This window comes from Pseudomonas syringae pv. coryli str. NCPPB 4273 (assembly GCF_000972175.1).
Lineage (GTDB): Bacteria > Pseudomonadota > Gammaproteobacteria > Pseudomonadales > Pseudomonadaceae > Aquipseudomonas > Aquipseudomonas syringae.
Genome location: NZ_AWQP01000005.1, coordinates 61,252 through 83,732 on the forward strand (window position 1 = coordinate 61,252; position 22,481 = coordinate 83,732).

The 22,481-nt window shown below is 59.6% G+C and carries 22 protein-coding genes; 4 read left to right on the forward strand and 18 right to left on the reverse strand.

Features of this window, described 5'->3' with window-relative positions; genetic code table 11:
• Positions 1 to 370: 370 nt before the first annotated feature.
• The 7 genes from P406_RS04380 to P406_RS04410 form a co-directional block, all read right to left on the reverse strand.
• Positions 371 to 1,990, reverse strand: coding sequence for a methyl-accepting chemotaxis protein (locus P406_RS04380; RefSeq protein WP_046235449.1), 1,620 nt, complete (start codon positions 1,988 to 1,990; stop codon positions 371 to 373).
• 396 nt (positions 1,991 to 2,386) lie between these two features.
• Positions 2,387 to 3,379, reverse strand: coding sequence for a LacI family DNA-binding transcriptional regulator (locus P406_RS04385; RefSeq protein WP_046235450.1), 993 nt, complete (start codon positions 3,377 to 3,379; stop codon positions 2,387 to 2,389).
• A 67-nt stretch (positions 3,380 to 3,446) separates the two neighbouring features.
• A complete protein-coding gene (locus P406_RS04390; protein ID WP_046235451.1) occupies positions 3,447 to 4,961 on the reverse strand; it encodes a glycoside hydrolase family 32 protein in 1,515 nt (504 codons plus the stop codon).
• On the reverse strand, positions 4,958 to 6,103 hold the full coding sequence (locus P406_RS04395; protein ID WP_280136210.1) for an ABC transporter ATP-binding protein: 1,146 nt from the start codon (positions 6,101 to 6,103) through the stop codon (positions 4,958 to 4,960). Before P406_RS04395 ends, P406_RS04390 begins: the two co-directional genes overlap by 4 nt.
• 27 nt (positions 6,104 to 6,130) lie before the next feature.
• The gene (locus tag P406_RS04400) at positions 6,131 to 6,973 is read right to left on the reverse strand and encodes a carbohydrate ABC transporter permease (protein WP_046235453.1); all 843 of its coding nucleotides are present in this window, start codon (positions 6,971 to 6,973) and stop codon (positions 6,131 to 6,133) included.
• Entirely contained in the window at positions 6,970 to 7,932 is a 963-nt protein-coding gene (locus P406_RS04405) for a carbohydrate ABC transporter permease (protein WP_046235454.1), read from the reverse strand. The genes P406_RS04400 and P406_RS04405 overlap by 4 nt, the downstream gene beginning before the upstream one ends.
• Positions 7,933 to 7,953: 21 nt before the next feature.
• Positions 7,954 to 9,228 (reverse strand): ABC transporter substrate-binding protein, encoded by a 1,275-nt coding sequence (locus P406_RS04410; protein WP_004409861.1) that lies wholly within the window; start codon positions 9,226 to 9,228, stop codon positions 7,954 to 7,956.
• Positions 9,229 to 9,395: 167 nt separating this feature from the next.
• On the opposite strand from P406_RS04410, the gene P406_RS04415 reads away from it, so the two are divergent.
• Complete coding sequence (locus tag P406_RS04415) at positions 9,396 to 10,973, forward strand: carbohydrate porin (RefSeq protein WP_046235455.1); 1,578 nt, start codon at positions 9,396 to 9,398, stop codon at positions 10,971 to 10,973.
• Positions 10,974 to 11,050: 77 nt separating this feature from the next.
• Here the strand turns inward: P406_RS04415 and P406_RS04420 are convergent, their stop codons facing one another.
• The 3 genes from P406_RS04420 to P406_RS04430 are packed head-to-tail and all read right to left on the reverse strand — an operon-like array spanning position 11,051 to position 13,208.
• Positions 11,051 to 12,067, reverse strand: a complete 1,017-nt coding sequence (locus tag P406_RS04420; RefSeq protein ID WP_046235456.1) for an SMP-30/gluconolactonase/LRE family protein — start codon at positions 12,065 to 12,067, stop codon at positions 11,051 to 11,053.
• Between the two features lie 20 nt (positions 12,068 to 12,087).
• The gene (locus P406_RS04425) at positions 12,088 to 12,657 is read right to left on the reverse strand and encodes a cupin domain-containing protein (protein ID WP_003403348.1); all 570 of its coding nucleotides are present in this window, start codon (positions 12,655 to 12,657) and stop codon (positions 12,088 to 12,090) included.
• Positions 12,658 to 12,713: 56 nt separating this feature from the next.
• Positions 12,714 to 13,208 carry a YagU family protein gene (locus tag P406_RS04430; protein ID WP_046235457.1) on the reverse strand — a complete coding sequence of 165 codons (495 nt, stop codon included), beginning with the start codon at positions 13,206 to 13,208 and terminating at the stop codon, positions 12,714 to 12,716.
• 133 nt (positions 13,209 to 13,341) lie between these two features.
• On the opposite strand from P406_RS04430, the gene P406_RS04435 reads away from it, so the two are divergent.
• The 3 genes from P406_RS04435 to P406_RS04440 all read left to right on the forward strand — a co-directional run bounded on the left by P406_RS04435 (position 13,342) and on the right by P406_RS04440 (position 15,351).
• The gene (locus P406_RS04435) at positions 13,342 to 14,262 is read left to right on the forward strand and encodes a LysR family transcriptional regulator (protein ID WP_046235458.1); all 921 of its coding nucleotides are present in this window, start codon (positions 13,342 to 13,344) and stop codon (positions 14,260 to 14,262) included.
• A 157-nt stretch (positions 14,263 to 14,419) separates the two neighbouring features.
• Positions 14,420 to 14,575, forward strand: a complete 156-nt coding sequence (locus P406_RS27110) for a hypothetical protein (protein ID WP_003317799.1) — start codon at positions 14,420 to 14,422, stop codon at positions 14,573 to 14,575.
• 104 nt (positions 14,576 to 14,679) lie between these two features.
• Positions 14,680 to 15,351: a haloacid dehalogenase type II gene (locus tag P406_RS04440; RefSeq protein WP_046235459.1), complete on the forward strand. Its 672-nt coding sequence runs from the start codon at positions 14,680 to 14,682 to the stop codon at positions 15,349 to 15,351.
• A gap of 10 nt (positions 15,352 to 15,361) precedes the next feature.
• Here the strand turns inward: P406_RS04440 and P406_RS04445 are convergent, their stop codons facing one another.
• The 8 genes from P406_RS04445 to P406_RS04480 form a co-directional block, all read right to left on the reverse strand.
• Positions 15,362 to 15,805, reverse strand: coding sequence for a DUF421 domain-containing protein (locus P406_RS04445; protein WP_017278666.1), 444 nt, complete (start codon positions 15,803 to 15,805; stop codon positions 15,362 to 15,364).
• Positions 15,806 to 15,819: 14 nt separating this feature from the next.
• On the reverse strand, positions 15,820 to 16,362 hold the full coding sequence (locus tag P406_RS04450; RefSeq protein ID WP_244467793.1) for a hypothetical protein: 543 nt from the start codon (positions 16,360 to 16,362) through the stop codon (positions 15,820 to 15,822).
• 178 nt (positions 16,363 to 16,540) lie between these two features.
• Positions 16,541 to 17,683, reverse strand: coding sequence for a M20 family metallopeptidase (locus P406_RS04455; RefSeq protein ID WP_046235461.1), 1,143 nt, complete (start codon positions 17,681 to 17,683; stop codon positions 16,541 to 16,543).
• 12 nt (positions 17,684 to 17,695) lie between these two features.
• Positions 17,696 to 18,451, reverse strand: a complete 756-nt coding sequence (locus tag P406_RS04460; RefSeq protein ID WP_046235462.1) for a glutamine amidotransferase — start codon at positions 18,449 to 18,451, stop codon at positions 17,696 to 17,698.
• A complete protein-coding gene (locus tag P406_RS04465) occupies positions 18,448 to 19,563 on the reverse strand; it encodes a phosphotriesterase family protein (protein ID WP_046235463.1) in 1,116 nt (371 codons plus the stop codon). Before P406_RS04465 ends, P406_RS04460 begins: the two co-directional genes overlap by 4 nt.
• A complete protein-coding gene (locus tag P406_RS04470) occupies positions 19,560 to 20,579 on the reverse strand; it encodes an ABC transporter permease (RefSeq protein WP_003371220.1) in 1,020 nt (339 codons plus the stop codon). Before P406_RS04470 ends, P406_RS04465 begins: the two co-directional genes overlap by 4 nt.
• Positions 20,576 to 21,370, reverse strand: a complete 795-nt coding sequence (locus P406_RS04475; RefSeq protein ID WP_046235464.1) for an ATP-binding cassette domain-containing protein — start codon at positions 21,368 to 21,370, stop codon at positions 20,576 to 20,578. Before P406_RS04475 ends, P406_RS04470 begins: the two co-directional genes overlap by 4 nt.
• Before the next feature lie 10 nt (positions 21,371 to 21,380).
• Positions 21,381 to 22,325 carry a substrate-binding domain-containing protein gene (locus tag P406_RS04480; RefSeq protein ID WP_003347042.1) on the reverse strand — a complete coding sequence of 315 codons (945 nt, stop codon included), beginning with the start codon at positions 22,323 to 22,325 and terminating at the stop codon, positions 21,381 to 21,383.
• Between the last annotated feature and the right edge of the window lie 156 nt (positions 22,326 to 22,481).

Genomic DNA, 22,481 nt, shown 5'->3' on the forward strand with positions numbered 1-22,481 from the left:
GAATGCTCATTTACAACACGTAGACTCCGCTTCCTCGCCTGTTTTTGCCTCGCCTGACCTTCGCTCGCCGACTTTTCGTACAAAGCCTAGTCAGCGGCGGCAGCTTTTGGACGTCAGGCACCATGAAGTCAATGCTCATCGATTGCAGACCTGTTTTGAGGGAGTGACCGACACCCGTTCGATGTACTGGTATTTCTTGCGGGGCAGAATGGGCAACAGAAAATGCTGGTGTACTCGTTCTGGCTGACCACGATTTCTGTGGCGTGAAGATGTTGAGTTAATCGCGGTGAGATGGATCTTCAGGTAAGCGTGCCAAGAATGCTGTGGAATCAGTATCCACAGCATCACGACCCGAAGCAGTAGAAAACCCTTAGAGCGAAAACCTGGCCACCAGCTTGTTCATGTCTGCAGCAAGCACTGAGAGCTCGGAACTGGCCGCCGCTGTCTGATTGGCCCCCGTTGCGCTCTGGATGGAAAGATCGCGAATACTCATCAGGTTGCCGTCGACCGAACGTGCGACCTGCGCCTGCTGCTCCGATGCGGTCGCAATCATCAGGTTCATTTCGTTGATTTCATTGATTGCCTTCGCGATCAGCGTGAGCGCTGCTCCGGCTTCATGAGCGATGGTGAGTGTGCCATCGGCCTGGTCGCAACTTTCGCTCATGGCCTTGGTGGCCTGCGCAGTGCCCGTGAGGATGTCGCCAATCATTTTCTCGATTTCCTGGGTCGAGGTCTGGGTGCGATGTGCAAGCGCTCTGACTTCATCGGCCACCACCGCGAAACCGCGTCCCTGCTCACCTGCCCGGGCCGCTTCGATTGCCGCGTTCAGGGCCAGGAGATTGGTTTGCTCCGCAATCGTACGAATGACTTCCAATACCTTGCTGATGTCCTTGGACTGCACGGCCAGACGCTCTACATCGGCACTGGTGTTCTGCACGGTCTTGCTCAGTTTCTCGATGGCGTCGACCGTGCTGGTCACCCGTGCCGCGCCGGTGCGGGTTGACTGATCAGAGGCTTTGGCTGCATCCGATGCCGCGGCAGCATTACGCGCCACCTCATCGACTGCAGCGGTCATCTGGTTGACGGCGGTGGCTGCCTGATCGATTTCGTTATTCTGGCGCAGCAAACCTCTGCTCGACTCTTCGGTGACCGCATTCATTTCCTCGGCGGCGGACGCCAGTTGAGTGGATGAATCGCCGATCAGCTTGATCGTATCGCGCAGGTTGTTTTGCATCACCTGGGTAGCGCGCATCAGGTCGGAGAATTCGTCTTTGCCCGTGACGGTAATCACGCTGCGCAGATCACCCTTGGCGATGGTGTCGTTGACCCGCAGCATGTCGCGCAATGGTGCAACGATACTTTTGGTAAACAGCACGGCCAGCACAATCGTCGCCAGCGTCGCGGCTGCAATAATGAAGATCACAAACGTTAAGCCGCTTTGATACGAATCCTCGGATTCTTTTCCTGAGTTGGCGGCCTCGTCAATGTTCATTTGAACAAGTCCGTTTACAGCGTCGTCGAGAAGACGGGTAACAGGGGTGACATTGGAGCTCAGGTAGGCCAGCGCTTCGTTGGCTGCGTTTTTACGGATAAGTGCAGTCACCTGATCGAATGCAACCAGTGCTTTATCGGTGTTTTCAGACACGGCCTTGAACAGTTGTCCTTCTTTATCGCTGGCGACAAACGGGGCGTAAAGGGCTACCTGCTTTTTCAACTCTTCGCTCAGCGAAGCGATCATGCCGGTCGTAGTGGCCATGTCCTGCGGATTGGTCTGGGACAGCATTCTGCGGACTTCCAGGCGCAGGCGCAGCATCGTGGCGTTGATTCTGTCTGCAACCACCACGCTGGCCAGGGCGTCGTTTTCAAGGTCTCTGGCCGTCTCGCGAATTTCCCCCATTTTCCATACTGAAATACCGCCCAAGGCGACCAATAGGAGCGCAATAAACATAAAGCTGAGTGCTGCGCGCGCAGATACTTTCAGGTTTCTCATTGCCACTGACCTCCTTGTAGAATTGATTTTTCACGGTTGTAGAACTATCGGCTACTAATAGTATAACTTTAGGGTGTGAGAATTAGTTGCTGTATTAGTTGTGCACATTTTTGTGTTTCTTTAGTTTTTAGTGCGCTTTTTTGGGGCGGAAACTTATGTAGGCGAAGGGTGGTGCAGCTTGCTTAGTTGCAGCTATTCATCAGTAGGCGATTGAAACAGAAGGACAAAGCCAAGCTTTTAGGGGGGCATACGCCCAGCCGCTCTCACCCCTCTCAATCGTAACCATTCAATACGGTCAGCGTTTCAGGGGCGTCAATCAGAAACTCAAGAGCCGTCGTTTTTTGTCAGGATCGTCCCGCGTGACGACTCGATGCGTGGGCTATCCCACGCAAGGCTTCATAGCGATTCTCTGACCACCAGCGGGCAATCCACCGGCTGGGAGCCCGACACTTCAAGGCTTTCGATCAAGTGCCGGGCGGCGTTGCGACCGATCTCGTAATACGGCAGTTGCACCGTGGTCAGCGCAGGAATGAACAGCTCGGCGATGCCGATCATGTTGTCATAACCCAATACGGCGACATCGCCAGGGATTTTCAGACCCTGGCCCAGCAGCAGCTGGTAGGCACAAAAGGCAATGCGGTCATTGCCGCAGATCAGAATGTCGAACTGCGGACGGCCGTCCAGCATGTGCCGGGCCAGGATGGCGGCAGTTTCCCAATAGGCGTCATGCTCGGACAGGTTGTATTGCAAGAGCTCGTCGCGAGCCAGGCCGAATGCCTCGCAGGCACGCAACATACCCGCCTGGCGGATTTCCCAAGCCAGGCTCTGTTTTGGCAGGTTGATGAACAGCGGGCGTCGATAGCCCTTGCTGAACGCGTGGTGCAACGCACGGTACTGACCGGTTTCGTCGTCCGGCACATAACTGACCAGGCTGCTGTCATCGGCTACGCAGTTGGCGAGCACCAGCGGTTTGCTCTTCAAACGCTGGGGGATACTTACTTTGCGTAAGCCCATGGCGCTGAAGATCAACCCGTCGGGGCGGTGCGAGAGCATCAGGTCGATGTTCTGGTCGGTGGGCGGATTGCTCAGCAGGTTGAGGATAAATACGTTCCAGCCTGCCTGCTGCGCGGTCTGTTCGATGGACAGCAGCAGCTCGACCGCAAACGGCGTCGTTGCGGTGTCCAGGGCAAATACGCCGATGGTTCGGGTCTGCAGGTTGTCGCCGCGAATCCGGCGAGCCGACAGGCTGGGGACGAATTGAAGCTCATCGATCGCGTTGCGCACTCGCTGATAAGTCTCGGGGCTCAGCTTTCCCGGATCATTGAGCGCCCGAGACACCGTCATCAGAGACACACCGGCCAGTTTTGCAACGTCTTTAACTGAGGTCATGCGAGGCGGGGCCTGTCGGGTTGACTGATGATTATCATGCTACAGAGACCTGATTTTTTTCGCGACTTCAATGATTTACCGACAGGTATCCCGAGGAGAGTTGCCATGCGTCGGCAATGCAGACTCGGCCTCCGGTTCCATTGGCAATAAGCTTCACCCCCAGGCTGTCGGTCTGTGGATAAAGGCGGCTGCTGAAGCTGAAACTGCCGTTTTGCTCGAACACCTCAATGGATGAGCGATCAAGGAAGATCTGCAGTTCAAGCTGATTCTGTTGTGGATCTATCGCTACGCTGCGCTGACCGCTGACGTGGGTGCCCGACTGATCTCGGTCCAGTACCAAACGTTTTAGCGCCGCATCGTAGTAAAGCAGAGTCTGCTCCTGGCCATCCGGACTGCAACGCAATGCCACGCCCAGGTGACCTTCGGTACAGTCGAGCAGGTCCAGGTGCACGTGGATTTCGAGCATGTCGCCGTGTATGTCGGTCAGCCACTGGCTACCCGCTTCGCTCCACCAAGGGGTGCCAGGCAACGGTGTTTGGCGCAACGCTATCAGTTCGCGTGCGGGTTGTACGCAAAGGCGATTTGCGCGCACTTCAAGTTCACGCGGCAGGCCGAGCATGCCGCGCCAGTGATGCGCTTCGGTTGGGGTCGGGCTTTCCCACATGTCGACCCACGCCCACAGCAGACGCCTGCCATCGGCAGCCACCAGCGTCTGCGCCGCATAGAAATCGTGGCCGCTGTCCAGCTCGATAAAAGGCCCGCCGGTGAATTGCCATTGATTGTCGACCTGGCCCACTCGATAGCCGGTGTGGAACCGGTTCAGTCGCTCGTAGCGCTGTGCCGGCATGCCCTGGGGGGAGTAAAGCAGTACGTCGCGTCCATTGAGGCCAAACAGGTCCGGGCATTCCCACATATAGCCGTCGCCTTCGTCGCCTGTGGACACATAGCTGACGAATTCCCACGCGTGCAGCTCCTTGGATCGATAGATCGGCAGCAGCGGTTTGTCACCCAGGCGTGCGCCGGCAATCAGGTACCAGTGACCATCCTGTCGCCAGACCTTCGGGTCACGGAAATGAATCATTTCGTCTTGCGGCGGGGTGTCGATGACGGCGCCGTGTTTGCTGAAGCTGATGCCGTCGGTACTGGTAGCCAGGCACTGCACCTGACGGATAAAACGCTCGTCGCCCACTTCACCCAGCCATGTGTGCCCGGTGTAGATCAGCGCCAGTGTGTCGCCACACACCACTGCACTGCCGGAAAAACAGCCGTCCCGATCGAAGTCTTCACCGGGTGCCAAGGCAATGGGCAGGTGTTGCCAATGGACCAGATCGGCACTCTTTGCATGGCCCCAGTACATCGGGCCCCATTTCGCGTCGAACGGGTGGTGTTGATAGAACACATGATATTCGCCGCGAAAGAACACCACCCCGTTGGGGTCGTTCATCCAGCCTGCCGGCGGGGCCAGGTGATAACCGGGGCGATAATCGTGGACGAGCTGCGACAGGCCCTCTTCCAGCGCATGGTGCGCGCGCTCGAGGGCGGGAGACATCGGGTTGCTCATGGCATTTGCAGAAAAACTCATAGGGTGCCTGCTTGTACGAGGTGCGGTGTGGTGCCGGGTGTCAGGTGTTGACTGGCGTCTGTGTGGCGCTTCAGGGCCAGGCCATCGGCGTCGAACAGGTGCAGGTTGCTGTCGTCGAATTGCAGCGCGACCTGGTCGCCCACCTGCCAGCCGGCCTTGGCATCGCAGCGACAAATCAAGGGCTCGCTCGCCCCGGTAGCCAGGTGCACATAGACCTCGCTGCCCAGGTATTCGACATCGGATACCGTGACGCCAACGCCGTTGTTCGCAGCATTGAGGGTGATGTGCTCCGGGCGAACACCCAGGGTCAGTTGCGCGTCCTCGGTCAGATTCGAGCTGTCGAAGGGCAGGGATTTCATGCCCAGTGCCGGGATATCGATCAGGCTGCTGCGACCCGGTGCCTGCAAGCTCACGGGCAGAAAGTTCATTCTCGGCGAGCCCAGAAAACCGGCGACGAAAAGGCTGGCAGGGCGCTCGTAGAGTTCGCGTGGCGAGCCGACCTGTTCGACCTGACCGCCGTTGAGCACGACGATCTTGTCCGCCAGGGTCATCGCCTCGACCTGATCGTGGGTGACGTAGATCATCGTCGAGCCCAGCCGCTTGTGGAGCCGGGCGATTTCGTTGCGCATCTGAACCCGCAACGAGGCGTCCAGGTTGGAGAGCGGTTCATCGAACAACAGGATGTCCGGTTCCCGCGCCATGGCTCTGCCCATGGCCACACGCTGGCGCTGCCCGCCGGACAGTTCCCGGGGCTTGCGCTGCAGCAGTTTGTCCAGTTGCAGAATCTGCGCGGTTTTCAGCACGCGTTCGCGCAGGCTGCTTTTTTCCGTCTTGGCCAGCTTGAGGCCAAAACTGATGTTGTCGTAGACGCTCATGTGCGGGTACAGGGCGTAGGACTGAAAGACCATGCCGACACCACGCTCGCGCGGTTCCAGGTCATTGACCCGCCGTCCGTCGATCAGCAGGTCGCCAGCACAGATCGAATCCAGTCCGGCGATCAAGCGCAGCAGCGTTGACTTTCCGCAGCCCGACGGGCCGACGAACACAACGAACTCACCTGCAGCGATCTCCAGGCTGACGTCGCGCAGAATACGCGTACCGCCCAATTGCTTGTTGATGTTGGCTAGCTTCAATTTCATCACGATGCTGTTCCTTGTCAGTTGTGTGCATCAACCTTTCAACGCGCCGGCAGTGAGGCCGGAAACGATGCGGCGCTGGAAGATCAGCACCAGAATCACCAGTGGCACGGTCACCAGTACCGACGCCGCCATCAACAGACCCCAGGGCAATTCGTGGGAGCTGCCACCCGAGATCAGGGCGATGGCGACCGGGACCGTTCGTTGCGCGTCTGTCAGGGTGAAGGTCAGGGCAAACAGGAACTCGTTCCACGCGGCAATGAACGCCAGCAGGCCGGTCGTGACCAGTGCGGGCCACAGCAACGGCAGCAGCACGCGGGTCAGTGTGACCCAAGGCGATGCGCCGTCCATGATTGCCGCTTCTTCCAGTTCATGCGGCAGTTGCCCCATGAAGGTGGTCAGCACCCAGACGGTGAAGGGCAGGGTGAAAATCGTGTAGCTCAGGATCAGCGCCCACGAGGTGTTGTACAGACCCAGCGCGCGGATCACTTCAAACAGCCCTGACAGCACCGCCACCTGAGGAAACATCGAGACCCCGAGCACCATCATCAGCACCGTGCCGCGCCCTCGGAACTTGACCCTGCCCAGGGCATAGGACGCCGTCAGGCCGAGGAACAGCGCCAGCACCACCACACTCAGCGCAACCACCAGCGATTTGGCGATGGCCTGCAGGAATGACGCCTGACTGAGGACCGCTGCGTAATTGGAGAAGTCGGCTTCGGTGATCCAGTAGCTCACTTCAAACAAGGCGCTGGACGGTTTCAGCGAGGTCAGGACGGCGTAATAGAAAGGGAAGATCGCGTACAGCAGCACGACCCCGACCAGGCCCCAGAAGGCCAGACGCAGCAGGGCTTTCTTCAGTGGGCGCAGGTTCATGAGCGCACCTCCAGCTGGCGACGTCCGAGGTACAGGTAAAGCATGGCAATCACGGCCACGACCAGAAACAGCAGGGTGGAGGCGGCGCTGCCGTAGCCGACGTCCTGGAACTCCACCAGGTGCTGGCGGGCATAGACCGACATGCTCATGGTGCTCGAGGAGTTGGAGGTCAGTACGTAGATGACGTCGAAGACCCGCAACGAGTCGAGGATGCGAAAGATCGCGGTGACCAACAAGGCGGGCATCAGCAACGGCAAGGTGACACGCCAGAACACCCGCACCGGATGAATGCCGTCGACCCGGGCGGCTTCGTAGCAATCGCTTGGCAGCATCTGCAGTGCCGCGAGCATCAGCAGGGTGACAAAGGGCACGGTCTTCCAGACGTCGACGATGATCACTGCCCACATCGACAGGTCCGCATCTGCCGTCCAGGCCAGTGGCGCGTCGATCAGGCCCAGGCCCAGCATCATGTGGTTGATGATGCCGAACTGGTCGTTGAGCATCCATGACCAGATCTTCGCCGAGACGATGGTCGGAATCGCCCAAGGGATCAGAATCAACGCACGCACCAGCGCGCGGCCGGTGAACTTGACGTTCAACAGCAACGCCACTGCCAGTCCCAGAACCATTTCCAGCCCGACCGACACCACGGTGAAATGCAGGGTGTTGCGCACCGCGTTCCACCATTGCGGATCGACCAGCACGCCAGACCAGATAACGCCGTCGTAGAGCAGATAATTGCTCAGGCCCACGAATGAGCCACTGCCGGTATCCGACAGATCGGCGTCGGTCAGGCTGAACCAGAATGTGCGCAGCAATGGCCAGGCTGCCACCAGCACCAGGCACACCAGCATCGGCGTCAGAAACAGCCAGGCGGCGCGTAGCCTGCGACGTTGTACAGGCGTTTCTCGGGTGACGAGTTCGTCGTCTCCGGGGTAGTCGGTAGAAGAGACAGGCATGTTGATTTCCTTACGTGTGGCTTACCAGTTCCGGCGTTTGATGCGGGTCAGTTCGCGTTCCAGTTCGACCAGTGCCTGATCAACCGGTATATCGCCCGCCAGCACGCTATGCACCCGATCGAAGAATGCGTTGGAGACGCGTGGGTAGCCGTTGGCCGTGATGGCGGCGGGGCGCATGACCCCATTGCTGAGGATGCTGTGCAACTGGGGGTAGTAAGGCATCGCCGCGAGCAACTCGGGGTCGGCATACAGGGACTCGATGACCGGGTTGTAGGCACCTGCCAGAGCACGCTGTTTTTGCTGTTGGGCGCTGGTCAGGTAGGCAACCAGTTCTGCCGCCAGCTTGGGGTTGCGGCTGTAGCGCGAAACCGCCAGGCCCCAGCCTCCGAGCGTTGAAGCGTGGGTGCCGTTCGCGCCGCCACTGGGCAGGGGCGCTACGCCGACCTTGTCTTTTATCGCGCTGTCCTTGCTTTGCACCAAGGCCCAGACATAAGGCCAGTTGCGCATGAACAGTGCATTTCCCGACTGGAACACGCCACGGCCTTCTTCCTCGGTGTAATTGAGGACGCCGGGCGGGGAGATGTCGCCGACCCAGCTTTTGGCCAGGGTCAGCGCGACTCTTGAGGCCTGGCTGTTGACCACGATGTCTCCGCGCGGGTTGACCAGTCCGCCGTCCGGCTGGCTGCTGATCCATTCCAGGGCGTTGCACGTCAGGCCTTCATAGGCGCGCCCCTGGAACACATACCCCCACATAGTGGCGTTCCCCGCATCGCGCTCGGCTTTTTGCACTTTTTTGGCGGTAGCGGTCATGTCCTCCCAGGTCTGGGGGACCGGCTGTTGGTACTTGTCGAGCAGATCCTTGCGGTAGTACAGCAGCCCCGAATCAGTAAACCAGGGCATCGACACCAGCCGGCCGTCGACGGTGGCGTTGTCCACCTGGGCCTGGAAATAGCCTTGTGTCGCAGTCGCCGGAAGCAGTTCGCGCAGGTCCGTCAGGTGTTTGGCGAGCATCCCCGGCCACACCATGTCGATTTGAATGATGTCGATGTCGGTGGACTGGGCACTGAGGATCTGCTGGTAGAACGACAGGCGCTCGGTCGCAGAGTTAGGCGTGGATACCACCTGAACGTTGTTGCCGGTCTGTTTTGACCAGCTATCGACTGCCTCCTTGCACAGTTGCAATTCAGCGCCGACGGCCCCGCACGAGATCGTCAGATCGGCTGCGTTCGACAGCGCAGGAAACCCGGCAGACAGGGTGAGCAGCGCGGCGGGAAGAAGAGATTTCAGCTGTTTCATAGAGCCCTCTTTATTTTTGTTTTTATAAAAGTTAACGTTAACATCGTCAATTTAGCAGCGTATTTTCGATGTGGCACCCTTTTTTCTTCGATTTGCACAATTTTTCGCTGAAGAGAAAAGGCTCGGCCAACGTCACGAAAACAATAAAAACAAAACAGGAAGTCCACATGCAGAACGCATCAAGATGGCTACTCGCAGGGGTACTCGGTACGTCGACAAGCGTCGCTCAGGCCGCGACGCTGGAAGAGCGGATGGCCGCATTCGAAGCCCGTGCCAGCGCTGCGGAAAAACGTGCAGCCGCAGCCGAACAGCAAACCCAGGCGCTCGCCCGTGAGCTTCAGCAACTCAAACTCGCCACCCCCGCTGCGCAGCCTGCCGCGCCCACTTCCGCGTCGACTGTGGCAGCCAGTCCACAGCCCGCCCTGGATGATCGCGTGGCAAAACTCGAAGCCCGCCAGCAAAGCATGGAGAAGCCAGGCAGTGCCGGACACCTCACCGACGGGTTCAGCTTCAAGGGCTACGCTCGCTCCGGTCTGTTGATCAACGACGGTTTGGGCGGCGGTCGCGGTGGGCCTTATACAACCCCCGCAGGCTCAGTCGGTGGGGCGGTCGGGCGCCTGGGTAACGAAGACGACACCTACATGCGCTTCGATCTGTCGAAAGAGATCTACGCGCAGAACGGCACACGTTCCAAGTTCACTGTCTCCATCGCCGACGGCGTTGAAAGCTATAACGACTGGACACCTACCGAAAGCAGCCTGAACGTGCGTCAGGTATTTACCGAACTCGACCACATCGCCGCCTTCAAGGGTAATTCGGTGTTCGAGAACTCCACCCTGTGGGCCGGCAAGCGCTTCGACAGGGATAATTTCGATATCCACTGGCTGGACTCGGACGTGGTCTTTCTGGCCGGTACCGGTGGCGGTATTTACGATGTACAGATGACCAAGGACTGGCGCTCGAACTATTCCCTGATCGGACGTAACTACGGAGATTTCAGTGAGGGCGGCATCGATGCTGATGTGGAAAGCTACATCCTGACCTCCAACCAATTCTTCGACAATGGTCAGTGGCAGTGGATGTTCAACGCCATTGGCGCAAAGAAAAACGACGTCGGTACGCGCACCAATCAAGCCGGTTTTGCGCCCGCAGACTCAGGCCTGCACACCATGTTGGCCAATCACCAGAAGGACTTTTTCGGCCGCGAAGGCTTCTTCAAGACCGCGTTGCTTTATGGGCAGGGCCTGGGTGCACAGGTCAAGGACATTGGCTCGGATGGCGAACTGCTCGACGACGCCCGCGCGTTGCGTCTGGCCATGTATGGCGAGACGCCTATCGCGCCGGGATGGCGCATCGGCCCGAGCCTGCTGGCCGAGCAGAGCAAAGACCGCTATGTCAAAGGCGACGATTACCGCTGGCTCACGCTGAACATGCGCCTGGCCAACGAGATCAACAGCAACTTCGAGATGGCCTACGAGCTGAGTTGGCAAACCATGGACCTCGACCCGCAAGGCTACCTGCAACGCAATGCGGTTGACGGTAGCTTCTGGAAGTTTACGGTTGCGCCGACCTTCAAGCCGGACATGGGTGACCTGCTCACACGTCCCGAACTGCGAGTGTTCGCAAGCCTCATGAACTGGTCTTCGGACCTGGACCGCTACAGCACGACCGGCAACTTCGGCAAAAGTGATTTCAACTCCGGAGGTGTATGGCAATTCGGCATTCAGATGGAGACTTGGTTCTAGGCACGGTATTCAAAGCCCGGCGCAATGTGCCGGGCTTTGAATCTGTCTACTGCTACCCAACGGGCAACAAGACAGTCCTACTGACCAGCTACGCTCTTCATCACCTGCACCCTGAGCACCTTGTTGGCAGCGGTAATGTACGCCCAGCTTGCCTGCTCGCTGGAGCAGAACGTCAGGTTGCTGGTATCGGCAGCCGCGACCAGCAGTTTTCCGAGTGGCTTGCCTGCTGCGGAAAACACCTGAATACCTTCCTTGCTGCTGCTCCACAGGTTGCCAAGCGCGTCGACTTTGATCCCGTCAGGGATGCCGGGCTGGATGTCAGCGAACACCTTGCCGTTGATCAAGCGACCGTCGCGCACCTGATAGACCATGATGCGATGTGCCAGCTTCTTGTTGGTGAAGTCGTGGGCCATTTGTGAGTCGGCCACATAAAGCAGCTGTTGATCCGGCGAGAAGGCCAGGCCGTTGGGCGAGTGGACTTCGGGAGTGTCGAGACGGGTGATCTGCCCGGTGTCGGGTACGTAGCGATAGATGAACTCGCCGCCTTGCTCGGGCTTGCCGCCATAGCCCTCGCTTTTGCTCAGCACCCCGAAGGTGGGATCGGAAAACCAGAGAGCGCCGCTTTTATCCGCCACGACATCGTTCGGGCTGTTCAGCCGTTTGCCCTGGTAGGTGTCGACCAACGTATGCCACTCACCATTGGGCTCCTGCCGCACGATGCCGCGCTTGCCATGCGAGGCCGCCACCACACGGCCCTGGCCGTCGAGCGTATGCCCATTTTGAAAGTCGGCCTTTTCCAGCCAGGTGGACACGCCATCCTTTGCCTGCCAGCTGCTGACCTTGTTGGCCTTGATGTCACTCCAGATCAAACGACCATCGGCCAGGCACAGCGGGCCTTCTGCCCACTTCGCCTGATCGGTCAGCAGCTCGACGCGAGCCTGGGGGGCAACCAGTTGGCTGAAGGCCGGATCGATAACCACTTGCCGAACAGGGGCGACGGCGTCGGTTGCGCCTGCTGAACCTGCGGCCAGGAGCGCACCGCCCAATAACCATGAGGAGGGGCGCAGAAAGTGTTTTTTACGGGTCGGTTTCATAGGTTCAGGTCCGTGGGCGATCAGTAGGCACAGCTGCCATTGGTACGTTTGTCAGCCGCACCCGGTTTAAGTTTGATGATCAGTTGAACATTGGGTTGATCACCCACGGTGCGCGTCAGGTGGCCTACACGCTCGTCATCCGGACGCGGCCGGGACCGGGTGTCGGCATTGAACTGCATCTCTCCCGGTCCTTGCACCAGCACACTGCCATCGGTGGTCTCCACTGACCATTGCCCCTGCAGGGTGATGACCCATTGTGGACCCGGCGCGTGGTGCCAGTTGCCGACGTATCCCACCGGCAGCACCGCATAAGCGATGCTTTCAATATCGTCAGGGGAGACGCCAACCCATTGCGGCGCGGCTGGCGGGGCATAGCTTTTGAACTCCAGGCCTTCCAGGCGGCAGTGGCCCACATGCGTGGCACCTTTTTCGTCAGCCCACAGCGTGGCATACGAAACAGGCGGTTGCAGTTGACCGTTGCTGTGAGTCATTTGCGTAGACTCTTTCGGCACCGATTGCACGTCGGCATTGGCACTCGCCATGCCCGCGCAGGCGGCGCAGGCCAGAGCCAGTGTGTATAGAGATTTCATCGGGTCACTCCGTTTACAGGGAAATTCCATGTGTCTGTCGCAAGGCAACGTACTGCTCAGGCCGATCGGGTGTGAGGCAGCCAGCGCTGCTGCAAGTCCCGCCGTATGACTTCGATCACCCACATCCACAGCAAGTGCCCGAACGTTTCAGACAGCAACTCCGACGCGGGCAGCTCCCACAGCGGCGGTGCCCAATGAAACGCTGGCAGGATGACGCCGTGAAACCCCAGGGTCATCAACAGGCCGAAACCCAGACCCTGCCAAAGAGCGGCGCGCGGATACCTGAGTACCAGCAGGCAATAGAACATGGCGAAGAAGATGGAAAAGCCATGGTGGACCAGAGCACTGCCGTAATTCACCACATGCTCTGAATACACATAAGTCAACTGCTGAGCGTTGATGCCCAGCGAATCAAGCATCTCCACGGGCGGAACCGGGCGGTCCGGCGTGCGAGGCGGGAAGGGTATTTCCGTGCCCCATTTGATGAAACTGGAAACATTGCCCCCAACAAAGCCGGCCAGTGCGGCGACACCGTACGCTCGCGTGTTCAAATCAGCGCCCCTTCTTCGATAGACCAGGCTGTGAGCGATCTCGCCCCTAGCCGTTGAACCATGAAGTATGTGCAACGCTCATTTATTTGTAACATACTAATTTGATAGCTCATTGATACTAAAAAAATATCAGATGATTGATTTGAAATTGATGCGTCAGTACGTGGTGGTCGCTGAAACCTTGAATTTTCGCAAGGCCGCGCAGCGCTTGAACATGTCACAGCCGCCCCTGAGCGTTGCGATTCGTCGTCTGGAAGAATGCCTGGGCGTGCAGTTGTTGCTGCGCAGTACGCGCTCCACGCAATTGACCACTGCGGGCGTCGTGTTTCTGGCCGAGGCGCGGCAGACGCTGCTGCAGGCCGAACGGGCCTGTGAAATGGCACGTCGCTCAGCGGCAGGCATGATCGGCACGATTCGCCTGGGCTTTGTCGACAGCGTGGTCGATGGTTTACTGCCGGCGCTGCTGCGTCGCTATCAGGCCGCGAACCCGAACGTCGATATTCAACTGCAGGAGGCCACCCCACCCGAGCAGCTTGAAGGCCTGCGCAATGACCGGCTGGACGTCGGCATTCTGGTGTTGCCGGTCATCGACCCCGGCAATATTCAGATCGAGCCGCTGTTCGAGGACCGCATGGTTGCGGTGCTGCCGCAGGATCATCCCTTGGCCGAGCAGACATCCATCGTTCTTGCGGCGTTGGCAGACCAACCCTGGATTCTGTTCGCCCCGCATCATGGCCCGGGTATGCACTCGCATATTCTGCTGGCCTGCGCCAGTGCAGGCTTTACCCCTCGAGTCGTGCAACAGCCTCGCCAGATGCAGACCACGGCTGCGCTGGTGGCTGGGGGAATGGGCGTGGCGCTCATGCCGCAGCGCTATGCCCGACGACAGCCGGGGCGGTTGGCCTGTCGGGAGCTGACGGGCCCAGGCACACCTGTCGCCTATGTGCTGGCGCTGGCGTATCGCGAGCTGTCTCCGTGTGCGCAGTCCTTGCGCGAAGTGATCATGGAGCTGGTTCAGTCGCCGGCGTTCAAGCTGGCGTCCGCCGAGTCATGACACCGTCGCCTGGGCTCAGGCCCAAACCCGCTATTCGCATGCCGGTTCAAATGCACTGAACGCCTTGCTACGGCCTGACTCCAAATCTTGCCCCGGCGCTCAAACCCATGCATCACGTCGATGGGTGTTCGAATCCTCTGCCAATCAAGGAATTCCCATGACCGATCCACGTAACGTTGCCCACGACAAAAAAGTCCAGCAAGAGAAAAAGAACCACGGCGAAGAAATCGCGCCGAATGCCGAGCACGCGCCTCAGCCAGGCATGAAGCCGGCACTCAAGCACGATGATGACGAGCAGGAAGAGCAGGCGTAAGCCAGTGATCTGATCGTGACCTTTGGCGGTGCTGGCGGATGTCAGCATCCGCTGGGCGCCTCCTTCGAGGTCATTACTTCAGGCAGGCAACAGGGGCTCATAGCATGCTCAAACACATCATTTTTGACGTAAACGAGACGCTGCTGGATCTGGCCGCGCTCGACGCTTTCTTCGCGGGACTGTTCGGCGACAGCCGTTTGCGCACCGAATGGTTTCTGACGCTGCAAGAGTGCTGGATGACCAACACCATAACCGGCCAGTACCAGGCGTTTGGTGATCTGGCGCAGGGCGCTTTGAGAATGGTTGCCGCACGGCACCAGGTGGAAGTGGGCAACGATCAGTGCCAGGCCCTGGCCGCTGGCATCAAGTCTCTTCCTGCGCACAAGGACGTTCATCAGGCACTGCAGTTATTGAAGGACAACGGATTTGTGCTCATTGCCCTGAGCAATGGCGCGCTGGAGGCGCTGCAGCAACAGCTCGAATTTGCAGGATTGACCGACTGCTTCGAGCACATCATGGCAGGCAGCGAAATCAGTCAATTCAAGCCAGCCGCGGCAACCTACCAAATGGTCGCACAGCGCCTGGGCATCGCCACGGATCAGATGATCATGGTCGCTGCGCACGCTTGGGACATCGCCGGCGCCGCCCAGGCTGGGTGTCGCACTGCGTTTGTCGAGCGTCCTGGAAAGGTGCTCAACCCGATCGGCACCCAGCCTGATGTGATCGGTAAAGATGTTCAGGATGTCGCCATGAAGCTCTGCGCAGGTAAGCTTTAGCGCTGATTCCTCACTTGAACGGTATGACCGATATCTCGCCGTTCCTTTCAATGATCGCGTACCTGATGTCCTTCATCTCCACGATCCCTTGCGTGGTTCGTGCTGCCTCCATCACATCTGATTCACTGATGCGCGCCTCTCTCATTCGTTTGGTCAGAGGCTTGCCGTCTTCCACGATGATCGTAGGGCCGCCATCCAGAAATTTGGCCAGCCGCTTCGATCGACGTTTGGCCAGGGAAAAGCCGACGTCTATGGCGATAAGCGTGGAGATGATCAGTATCGCGTTAGTCACCGAAAAATCATCGCCCAGCAGCGCTTGCTGAGTGGCCTCGCCAATGATCAGCAACAGGACGAAATCGAAGGTGGTGAGGTCGGTAAGGGAGCGGCGTCCGGCAACACGAAACAAGACCATCAAGACAAAATAAATCGCTGCTGCTCTGAGCACGGCATCCATAAATCGCTTTCTCTCTAAGGGTAGATAAACCTGGGCATCGGCAGCGTTTCGCCACCCAGCATATGCATTTGCCCTCGGTACAGTCCCACCCCGTTACTGCGAACAGTCAGGTACAAAGTGGCTAAACCGTCCCTGTCAGCCTGCATCGGAATGACCAGATCACGGCCTTCGCTGTGAAGGGGCGCAGGCTGGGGATTAAGTTTCTCGATCGACACGCCTTCGAGCAGCCCACTGCCGACGACCAGATAACGCATTTCGGAGGGGGCGCCTTTGGACGTGACAATCATATCGTCCTGACTGCCGTTGCGGCTGAAACGCTCGTAGCTCACCTGCAGTTTGCCATCTGCTGTTCGAGGCTCGACCTGGCTCAATGGCCCTTTGGAAAACAAGCCGGCGAGGGTCAGCACTATCAGCACAATCAGGCCTGCCCAGCCGATGCGCTCAAAGCGCCAGACTCGACGCTGCTGCGCCATATCTTCCTGGACGGGATATGACCGGCTGCGGAACTCATGGTCGTCCGCCTCATCACCGCGTAGTGCCATTAATGTGCTGTCCATTAGGGAAATTTTGTAGGCACCTTATTACGCGTTCAACCCGTCCGCTGTCCAGAACGGTTTACATCCTTGTCATGGCTATGCACATTCCAGGTGAGTGGCCGCCTGGAGCAGCCGGTTTGAATGTGAGCCGAGCGAATGCCGACGAGGAAGGCTATGAAGGGCTGGTGAGAGTCTTGCGTCAGTCGTTCATCGGCGCGTGCATGACTGTCCAGTCTTCGATCAATCCGGCATACAGCGCGACGCATTGCTGAAGTTTGTCGACTTCACAATACTCATCGACCTTGTGCGCCATGCTAGGCTCTCCCGGGCCGAGGATAAGGGTGGGCGGATAGCCGATTGCGGGGAGCAGCACCGCAGCATCGGTAAAGTAGGGCACCGCCTTTTCCTCCAGGGGGGCGTCATGCAAGGCCTGACAGCGTGCAAAAACCTGCTGCACCCACGGCTCGTCGGGGCTGGCACAGATACCAGGCAGATCAATCAGGGTGCTCAGCTCCGCGCTGCTGCCCAGATGGGCCGCCAGTCGTCCGCGAATCTCGTCGTGGTCCAGATTCGGTGCAGTGCGCAGGTCCAGGGTGAACGCTGCGTAGTCCGGCACCGAGTTGATGTTCAGGCCGCCGCTGATAGTGCCGACGTTCAGCGTCGGCTTGCGCATGAGCGGATGCGCAGGGCCTACTTCAAAGGTCTGCGCGCGGCCAATGTGTTCGGCGGCCAGATAGATAGCGTTCACGCCTTCTTCCGGCATGGCGCCGTGGGCCGTCAGGCCATGGCTGGCGCAGCGCAGCCATAGCGCGCCTTTGTGTCCGAGTATCGGGTAGTTGGCTGTCGGCTCTCCGATCAGAAGTGCGCCCAGCTCACCAAGCAAATGGGGCGCGTCACTGCACAGGGCCTTGGCGCCGTCACAGCCGGTTTCCTCTCCGCCGGTGAGTATCAGACGAACGCCGGGCCCGCGCCGAATGGAATCACGGCTGCGCTGGCAGGCCACGATGAAGGCGGCAATGCCCGCTTTCATGTCGCTGGACCCTCGCCCGTACAGCCGGCCGTCGACGATCTCACCGGCAAACGGCGAGTGACTCCAGGTGGCATTGCCGAGCGGTACGGTATCCAGGTGGCCGGTGAACCCCAGCGGTTTGCCGGGTCCGTCGCCCTCAAGCCAGGCGACCAGATTGAAACGGCGCTCACCGAAACGCTGCAGCTCGCAGACAAACCCGTGGCGGGTCAGCTGTTCGGCAAGAAAAGCCGCACATGCTTCTTCATCGCCCGGCGGGTTGAGGGTCTGGAACGCCAGCAGGGCTCGGGTCAGGGCTATCGGGTCATCGAGCATTGGAGCCTCCGGTCAGGTACGGCGGGTCAGCCAGTCGAGGCTGTTGATCCAGAAGCGGCGATAGCCTTCCCAGTCGAGAAACGCTTCCGGCAGCCAGTGTTCGGAAAGGTCGCTGGTCCACGCCAGCGTGCGTCCGGCACCGACCTCACGCGCGGCGAGCAGCGGGTGCTGAGAGCCTTCGACGGTGGCCAGCAATTGAGCTTCGGGATGCAATTCAACTTCGTTGTAGCCAAGCAGGTACGGCCATTCGCCGCCCAGGCCTTGCAGTATCGGGTGACCACTGTTGATCTGCGGCAGAAAGCCTTCCGGCACTTCGACACGATCGTCGTAAGGCAGGCAGCGCACGGGCAAGACTTCCTCGACAGGCGTTCCGCGGTAGCGCGCGCCGCCGTTGATGCCTTGAAAGCTGAAGTAGCCGCCGACCATCATCAATGCACCGCCCTGCAAGACGTATTCGCGAAGGGCTTTGAGCCGGTTGGGCGTACGCTTGCCACGCAGCCAGGTGTCCGGGTGCAGCAGCAGCGTATTGGCACCGATGTCGGAGAGGATCACCGCCTGATACTGACTGAGTGCTTCAACCGTGGCCGGAAAGTCGGTCTGGGCCTGATCGGCGCACATTTGAGTGATCTGATAGTCGCTGTCTGCCATCTCCGCGAGCAAGCGCCGTGCGCCATTGTGCGCGGTGACGCTGTCGAACTGATCGAAGCCTTTGATGTGGGTTGACGTGCTGACCCATGATTCGCCAGCCAGCAATACGGACTGTTTCATGACGTTGCATTCCTCTGCGATGAAAAAGGAGCCTGGAAGCCGCGCTGGAAGACCCGGCGCGGGTTGTCGATCAAAAGGTTTTCGAGCTGTTCACCGGTAACGCCATGACGGCGCAGGCGCGGGACAAAGTGTTTCAGCAGGTAGCCATAACCATGGCCGCCGTAACGGGTCAGCATGGTTTTCAGAAAGACGTCCTGAGACAACAGCACTTGCGAGCCGAAACCGTGCTCGATCAGGGCGACGATGGCCCGCGCGTTTTCTTCATCGCTGGGCGACTGCGCGTGCTCGTCGGCGAAGTAGTAACCCATGCCGATCATGTCGTATTCCAGAAACGCGCCGCGTGCCGCCAGTGCATGCTGATACGCAGGGTCGCTGTGGCTCGGGTTCATGTGGCACAGCACCGTGTGGCGCAGGTCGGCGCCTTCTGCCTCAACGATGTCCAGTACCCGGTGGCCGAGGCGTTCCCAGCCGGGCAGATGCACCGAGAGCGGCACGCCGGTCGCGGCACTTGCACGGGCTGCAGCGCGCAGTGATTTCTCTTCGTCAGCCGTGAACGCGGCAGAAACACCAATCTCACCGATCAGGCCGGCAATCACCTCGGGCTTCTCTGCACCGCCGCCCACGTCATGAATGATCTGCTCCGCCAGTTGTTCCACCGAGCGTTCGTGCACGTAATGCGGGTGCGAGGGTTCCAGATAGAAACCGGCACCCATGATGATATTCAGGCCGGTGAGACGGGAAATCCGCTGCAAGGCCTGCGGGTCGCGGCCGATGCCCAGATTGGTCGGATCGACCACCGTTTCCCCGCCCAGCGCCCGGTACTTCAGCAGTTCTTCGCAGGCCAGGTCGACATCGAACAACTGACAATTGTCGCGGCTGACCAGCGGGTTCATGTGCAGCTCGCCGAGCAGTTCGATGCTCACCGGGCGCTCGGCCAGGTGTCGCTCGCCGCAGCAACTGGGTGCGACCCATTTGCCCGAAGCGTCGAGCAGAATGTGTTCGTGCATCAGGGTGACGCCAAGACGCTCGACCGGCACTGGCCCCAGCACCGTCATGGCATGGCCGCTGTCGACCCCGAGGGGCAGGGGTGAAGGATGACGAAACAGGCTCATGCTCCAGCCCTCCCGAGTGGGCGGCCGGTACGTAGAATGCGCGTGTTCAGCCAGATCGCCAGCAGTACGATCAGGCCCGTGGCGATTTGCGTGTAAAACGGTGAGACGTGGGCCAGAATCAGCCCGTTCTTGATTGCAGCCATGGTCAGTACCCCTAACAGTGTGCCGACAATCGTGCCGAAGCCACCGAACAGGCTGGTGCTGCCGAGGACCACGGCAGCAATCACTTCCAGTTCGAAACCTTCGCCCTGATTCGAGGAGCCACTGCCCAGCCTGGCCGTGACGATCATGCCGGCCAGGGCGGCCGCCATGCCACTGAGCATGTAGACCCGCAGCAGCACACCGCGATGATTCACCCCGGCGCGGCGCACGCTTTCAGCGTTGGCACCGATACCCGTGAGGTAGCGGCCAAAGCGCATTTTGCCGAGCACCAGCACCCCGCCCAGTGTGACCAGCAAGGCCAGCCAGGCGGTCAGCGGCACGCCGAGAAACCAGCCGCGACCCAAGGCCAGAAACGCTGCTTCCTCGCGTGGAACGGGGATCGAATAACCTTGCGTCAGCAGCATCGCCAGGCCACGAATAATGGTCAGGGTGGCCAGGGTGACGATAAAGGCCGGGATGCCCGCGTAGGCGATGAAGTAGCCGTTCAGCGCCCCGATCATCGCGCCCACGGCAAGCCCGCCGAGCAGAACCAGCGGCCAGGGCAAATGCCAGGCATTGAGCGCCATGGCCGCCAGCGCACCGACCAGCGCCAGGGTCGAGCCGACCGACAGGTCGATGCCGCCGGTGGTGACCACCAGCGTCATCGCCACCGCGACAATCAATAACGGCGCGTTCTGCCGGATAACGTTGAGCAGGTTGGCGCCGCTTAAAAAGTTATCGGTCACCAGCGCGAACAGCACGAAGCACAGGGCGAAAAACAGGCCGATGCTGACCACGCCGGGAAAATCGTGCAGCAGGCGCTTGAACAGCGATTGCGGCAGAATGCGTTGGCGCGTGAGATCGAGCGTTTTCATGGCGTCATATCCTTTCTGGCGCTAGCGGAGCGGGCAGTGAATTTATGCCCGACGATGAGTTCGACGACCTCGTTGAGATCGGTGTCGGCGATCCTTCGCTCGGCCAGATTGGCACCGTCATACATCACCATGAGGCGGTCGCAGACCAGAAACAGGTCCTGCAACCTGTGGGTGATCAGAATCACGCTGACGCCCTGGCGGCTGATGGTACGAATCAACTCCAGCACCGCTTCGACTTCGGCTACCGCGAGGGCCGCGGTGGGCTCGTCCATGATCAGAACCTTAGGGCCGAAGGCGGCCGCGCGGGCAATCGCAACGGCCTGGCGCTGGCCGCCGGAAAGGTGTCGTACCTGCGCGCGGGTATCAGGAATGGTGATGCCCAATGCTTCGAGAATCTGCCGAGCTTCGTGGTGCATGCGCGTCTCATCGAGCAACGGCACGCCGAGCACACGGCGCATCGGTTCGCGGCCCATGAAGAGGTTTCCGGCGACATCGACGGTGTCACACAGCGACAGGTCCTGATACACCATCTGGATATGGCAGCGCTGCGCATCTGCCGGGCCGCTGAAACTGACTTCCTCGCCATCGATGGCGATTCGTCCGCTGGTCGGTAACTCCGCACCTGACAGAATCTTGGTCAGCGTGGATTTGCCTGCGCCGTTGTCGCCCACCAGCCCCAGCACTTCACCGGGCTGCAACAGCAGATCGACACCGCGTAACGAGGCTATCGAGCCGTAGTGTTTGGTGATGGCACTCATCTGTACCCGAGGCACTTCGCCAGGCGTCTGCATGCTGAGCCCCTTATTTGAATTCGGCGCGATAGGCTGCCAGGTTGGCTTTGGTCACCAGCGTGACGGGAATACTCTGTTCGCGAGCCACGGTCTTTCCGGACAGCAGCGCCAGTGCCGACTCCACCGCCGTCTTGCCCATGGCCTGGGTGTTCTGTTGCACCACCACCGCGACAGAGCCGTCATCCAGACCCTGCACTGCCTGAGAGGACAGGTCCCACCCGAAAATCCTGACCCGCTCGCCGGCACCTTGCGACACGCTCGCGGCAACCGAGCCAATCAGGGCGGGTTCGCCAGTGGCATAAATGATCTGCAGATCAGGGTTGGCGGTCAGCAGGTTTTCCGCCGCCGCCTGGGCGGTGTCCTGCACATTGTTACCGTCGACGGTATTGACGATCTTCGCCTGGCTGGCGGTCTTTGCCAGACCCTCGCGGAAGCCGTCCAGACGCAGATTCTGCACATAAGAGCCGAGGGCTCCGACCACGCCGATGCTGGCCTTGCCCGCCAGTTCGCGGTTGATGTATTCGCCGGTGTACTGGCCGATCTGCCGGGCTGCCTCACGGTTATCCACGCCGACCTGCACGGCATTGTCGCCATTGATCACAGCATCGATTGCCACCACCGGGATTCCCGCCTGCGCGGCTGCGGTGACCGCCGGCTTGATACCGTTGACGTCGATGGCGCAGACCAGAATGGCGTCGACCTTGTCCTGAATATAGGCCTCGATGGCGTCGTTCTGGGCTGACGGGTTGTCATTGGCGTTGAACACCACCAGCTCTGCGCCGGCAGCTTTCGCCGCAGCCTGTGCGCCTTGGGTAATCTGGGTGAAATACAGCGCCTGCTGGTTGACCTGTACCAGAGCCAGACGTTTGCCGGTCTGGGCCTGAATGATGGGTGACAACGCCAAGGCCAAAACAACGCCGAGGGTCAGGGTGAAACGCTTGCTCAAACGCAGCATTGCCATCCTCCTAGCCTGATTGCCGGTGTGGCAAATCAGATCGGTAAACCGGTTTACCAGTCGTCTCAAAAAAAAGACAAATGAGCTTTGTCTTCAGGTTTGAAAACTAGAGGAAGCAGATTGTGTGCCATTTTTTTCGTGACGCCTGCCAGTGAC

Excerpts from the sequence above, each read along its gene's own strand:
- P406_RS04380 (WP_046235449.1), bottom strand. The coding sequence starts at position 1,990 with ATGAGAAACCTGAAAGTATCTGCGCGCGCAGCACTCAGCTTTATGTTT.
- P406_RS04385 (WP_046235450.1), bottom strand. The coding sequence starts at position 3,379 with ATGACCTCAGTTAAAGACGTTGCAAAACTGGCCGGTGTGTCTCTGATG.
- P406_RS04390 (WP_046235451.1), bottom strand. The coding sequence starts at position 4,961 with ATGAGTTTTTCTGCAAATGCCATGAGCAACCCGATGTCTCCCGCCCTC.
- P406_RS04400 (WP_046235453.1), bottom strand. The coding sequence starts at position 6,973 with ATGAACCTGCGCCCACTGAAGAAAGCCCTGCTGCGTCTGGCCTTCTGG.
- P406_RS04405 (WP_046235454.1), bottom strand. The coding sequence starts at position 7,932 with ATGCCTGTCTCTTCTACCGACTACCCCGGAGACGACGAACTCGTCACC.
- P406_RS04410 (WP_004409861.1), bottom strand. The coding sequence starts at position 9,228 with ATGAAACAGCTGAAATCTCTTCTTCCCGCCGCGCTGCTCACCCTGTCT.
- P406_RS04415 (WP_046235455.1), top strand. The coding sequence starts at position 9,396 with ATGCAGAACGCATCAAGATGGCTACTCGCAGGGGTACTCGGTACGTCG.
- P406_RS04420 (WP_046235456.1), bottom strand. The coding sequence starts at position 12,067 with ATGAAACCGACCCGTAAAAAACACTTTCTGCGCCCCTCCTCATGGTTA.
- P406_RS04425 (WP_003403348.1), bottom strand. The coding sequence starts at position 12,657 with ATGAAATCTCTATACACACTGGCTCTGGCCTGCGCCGCCTGCGCGGGC.
- P406_RS04435 (WP_046235458.1), top strand. The coding sequence starts at position 13,342 with ATGATTGATTTGAAATTGATGCGTCAGTACGTGGTGGTCGCTGAAACC.
- P406_RS27110 (WP_003317799.1), top strand. The coding sequence starts at position 14,420 with ATGACCGATCCACGTAACGTTGCCCACGACAAAAAAGTCCAGCAAGAG.
- P406_RS04440 (WP_046235459.1), top strand. The coding sequence starts at position 14,680 with ATGCTCAAACACATCATTTTTGACGTAAACGAGACGCTGCTGGATCTG.
- P406_RS04445 (WP_017278666.1), bottom strand. The coding sequence starts at position 15,805 with ATGGATGCCGTGCTCAGAGCAGCAGCGATTTATTTTGTCTTGATGGTC.
- P406_RS04450 (WP_244467793.1), bottom strand. The coding sequence starts at position 16,362 with ATGGACAGCACATTAATGGCACTACGCGGTGATGAGGCGGACGACCAT.
- P406_RS04455 (WP_046235461.1), bottom strand. The coding sequence starts at position 17,683 with ATGCTCGATGACCCGATAGCCCTGACCCGAGCCCTGCTGGCGTTCCAG.
- P406_RS04460 (WP_046235462.1), bottom strand. The coding sequence starts at position 18,451 with ATGAAACAGTCCGTATTGCTGGCTGGCGAATCATGGGTCAGCACGTCA.
- P406_RS04465 (WP_046235463.1), bottom strand. The coding sequence starts at position 19,563 with ATGAGCCTGTTTCGTCATCCTTCACCCCTGCCCCTCGGGGTCGACAGC.
- P406_RS04470 (WP_003371220.1), bottom strand. The coding sequence starts at position 20,579 with ATGAAAACGCTCGATCTCACGCGCCAACGCATTCTGCCGCAATCGCTG.
- P406_RS04475 (WP_046235464.1), bottom strand. The coding sequence starts at position 21,370 with ATGCAGACGCCTGGCGAAGTGCCTCGGGTACAGATGAGTGCCATCACC.
- P406_RS04480 (WP_003347042.1), bottom strand. The coding sequence starts at position 22,325 with ATGCTGCGTTTGAGCAAGCGTTTCACCCTGACCCTCGGCGTTGTTTTG.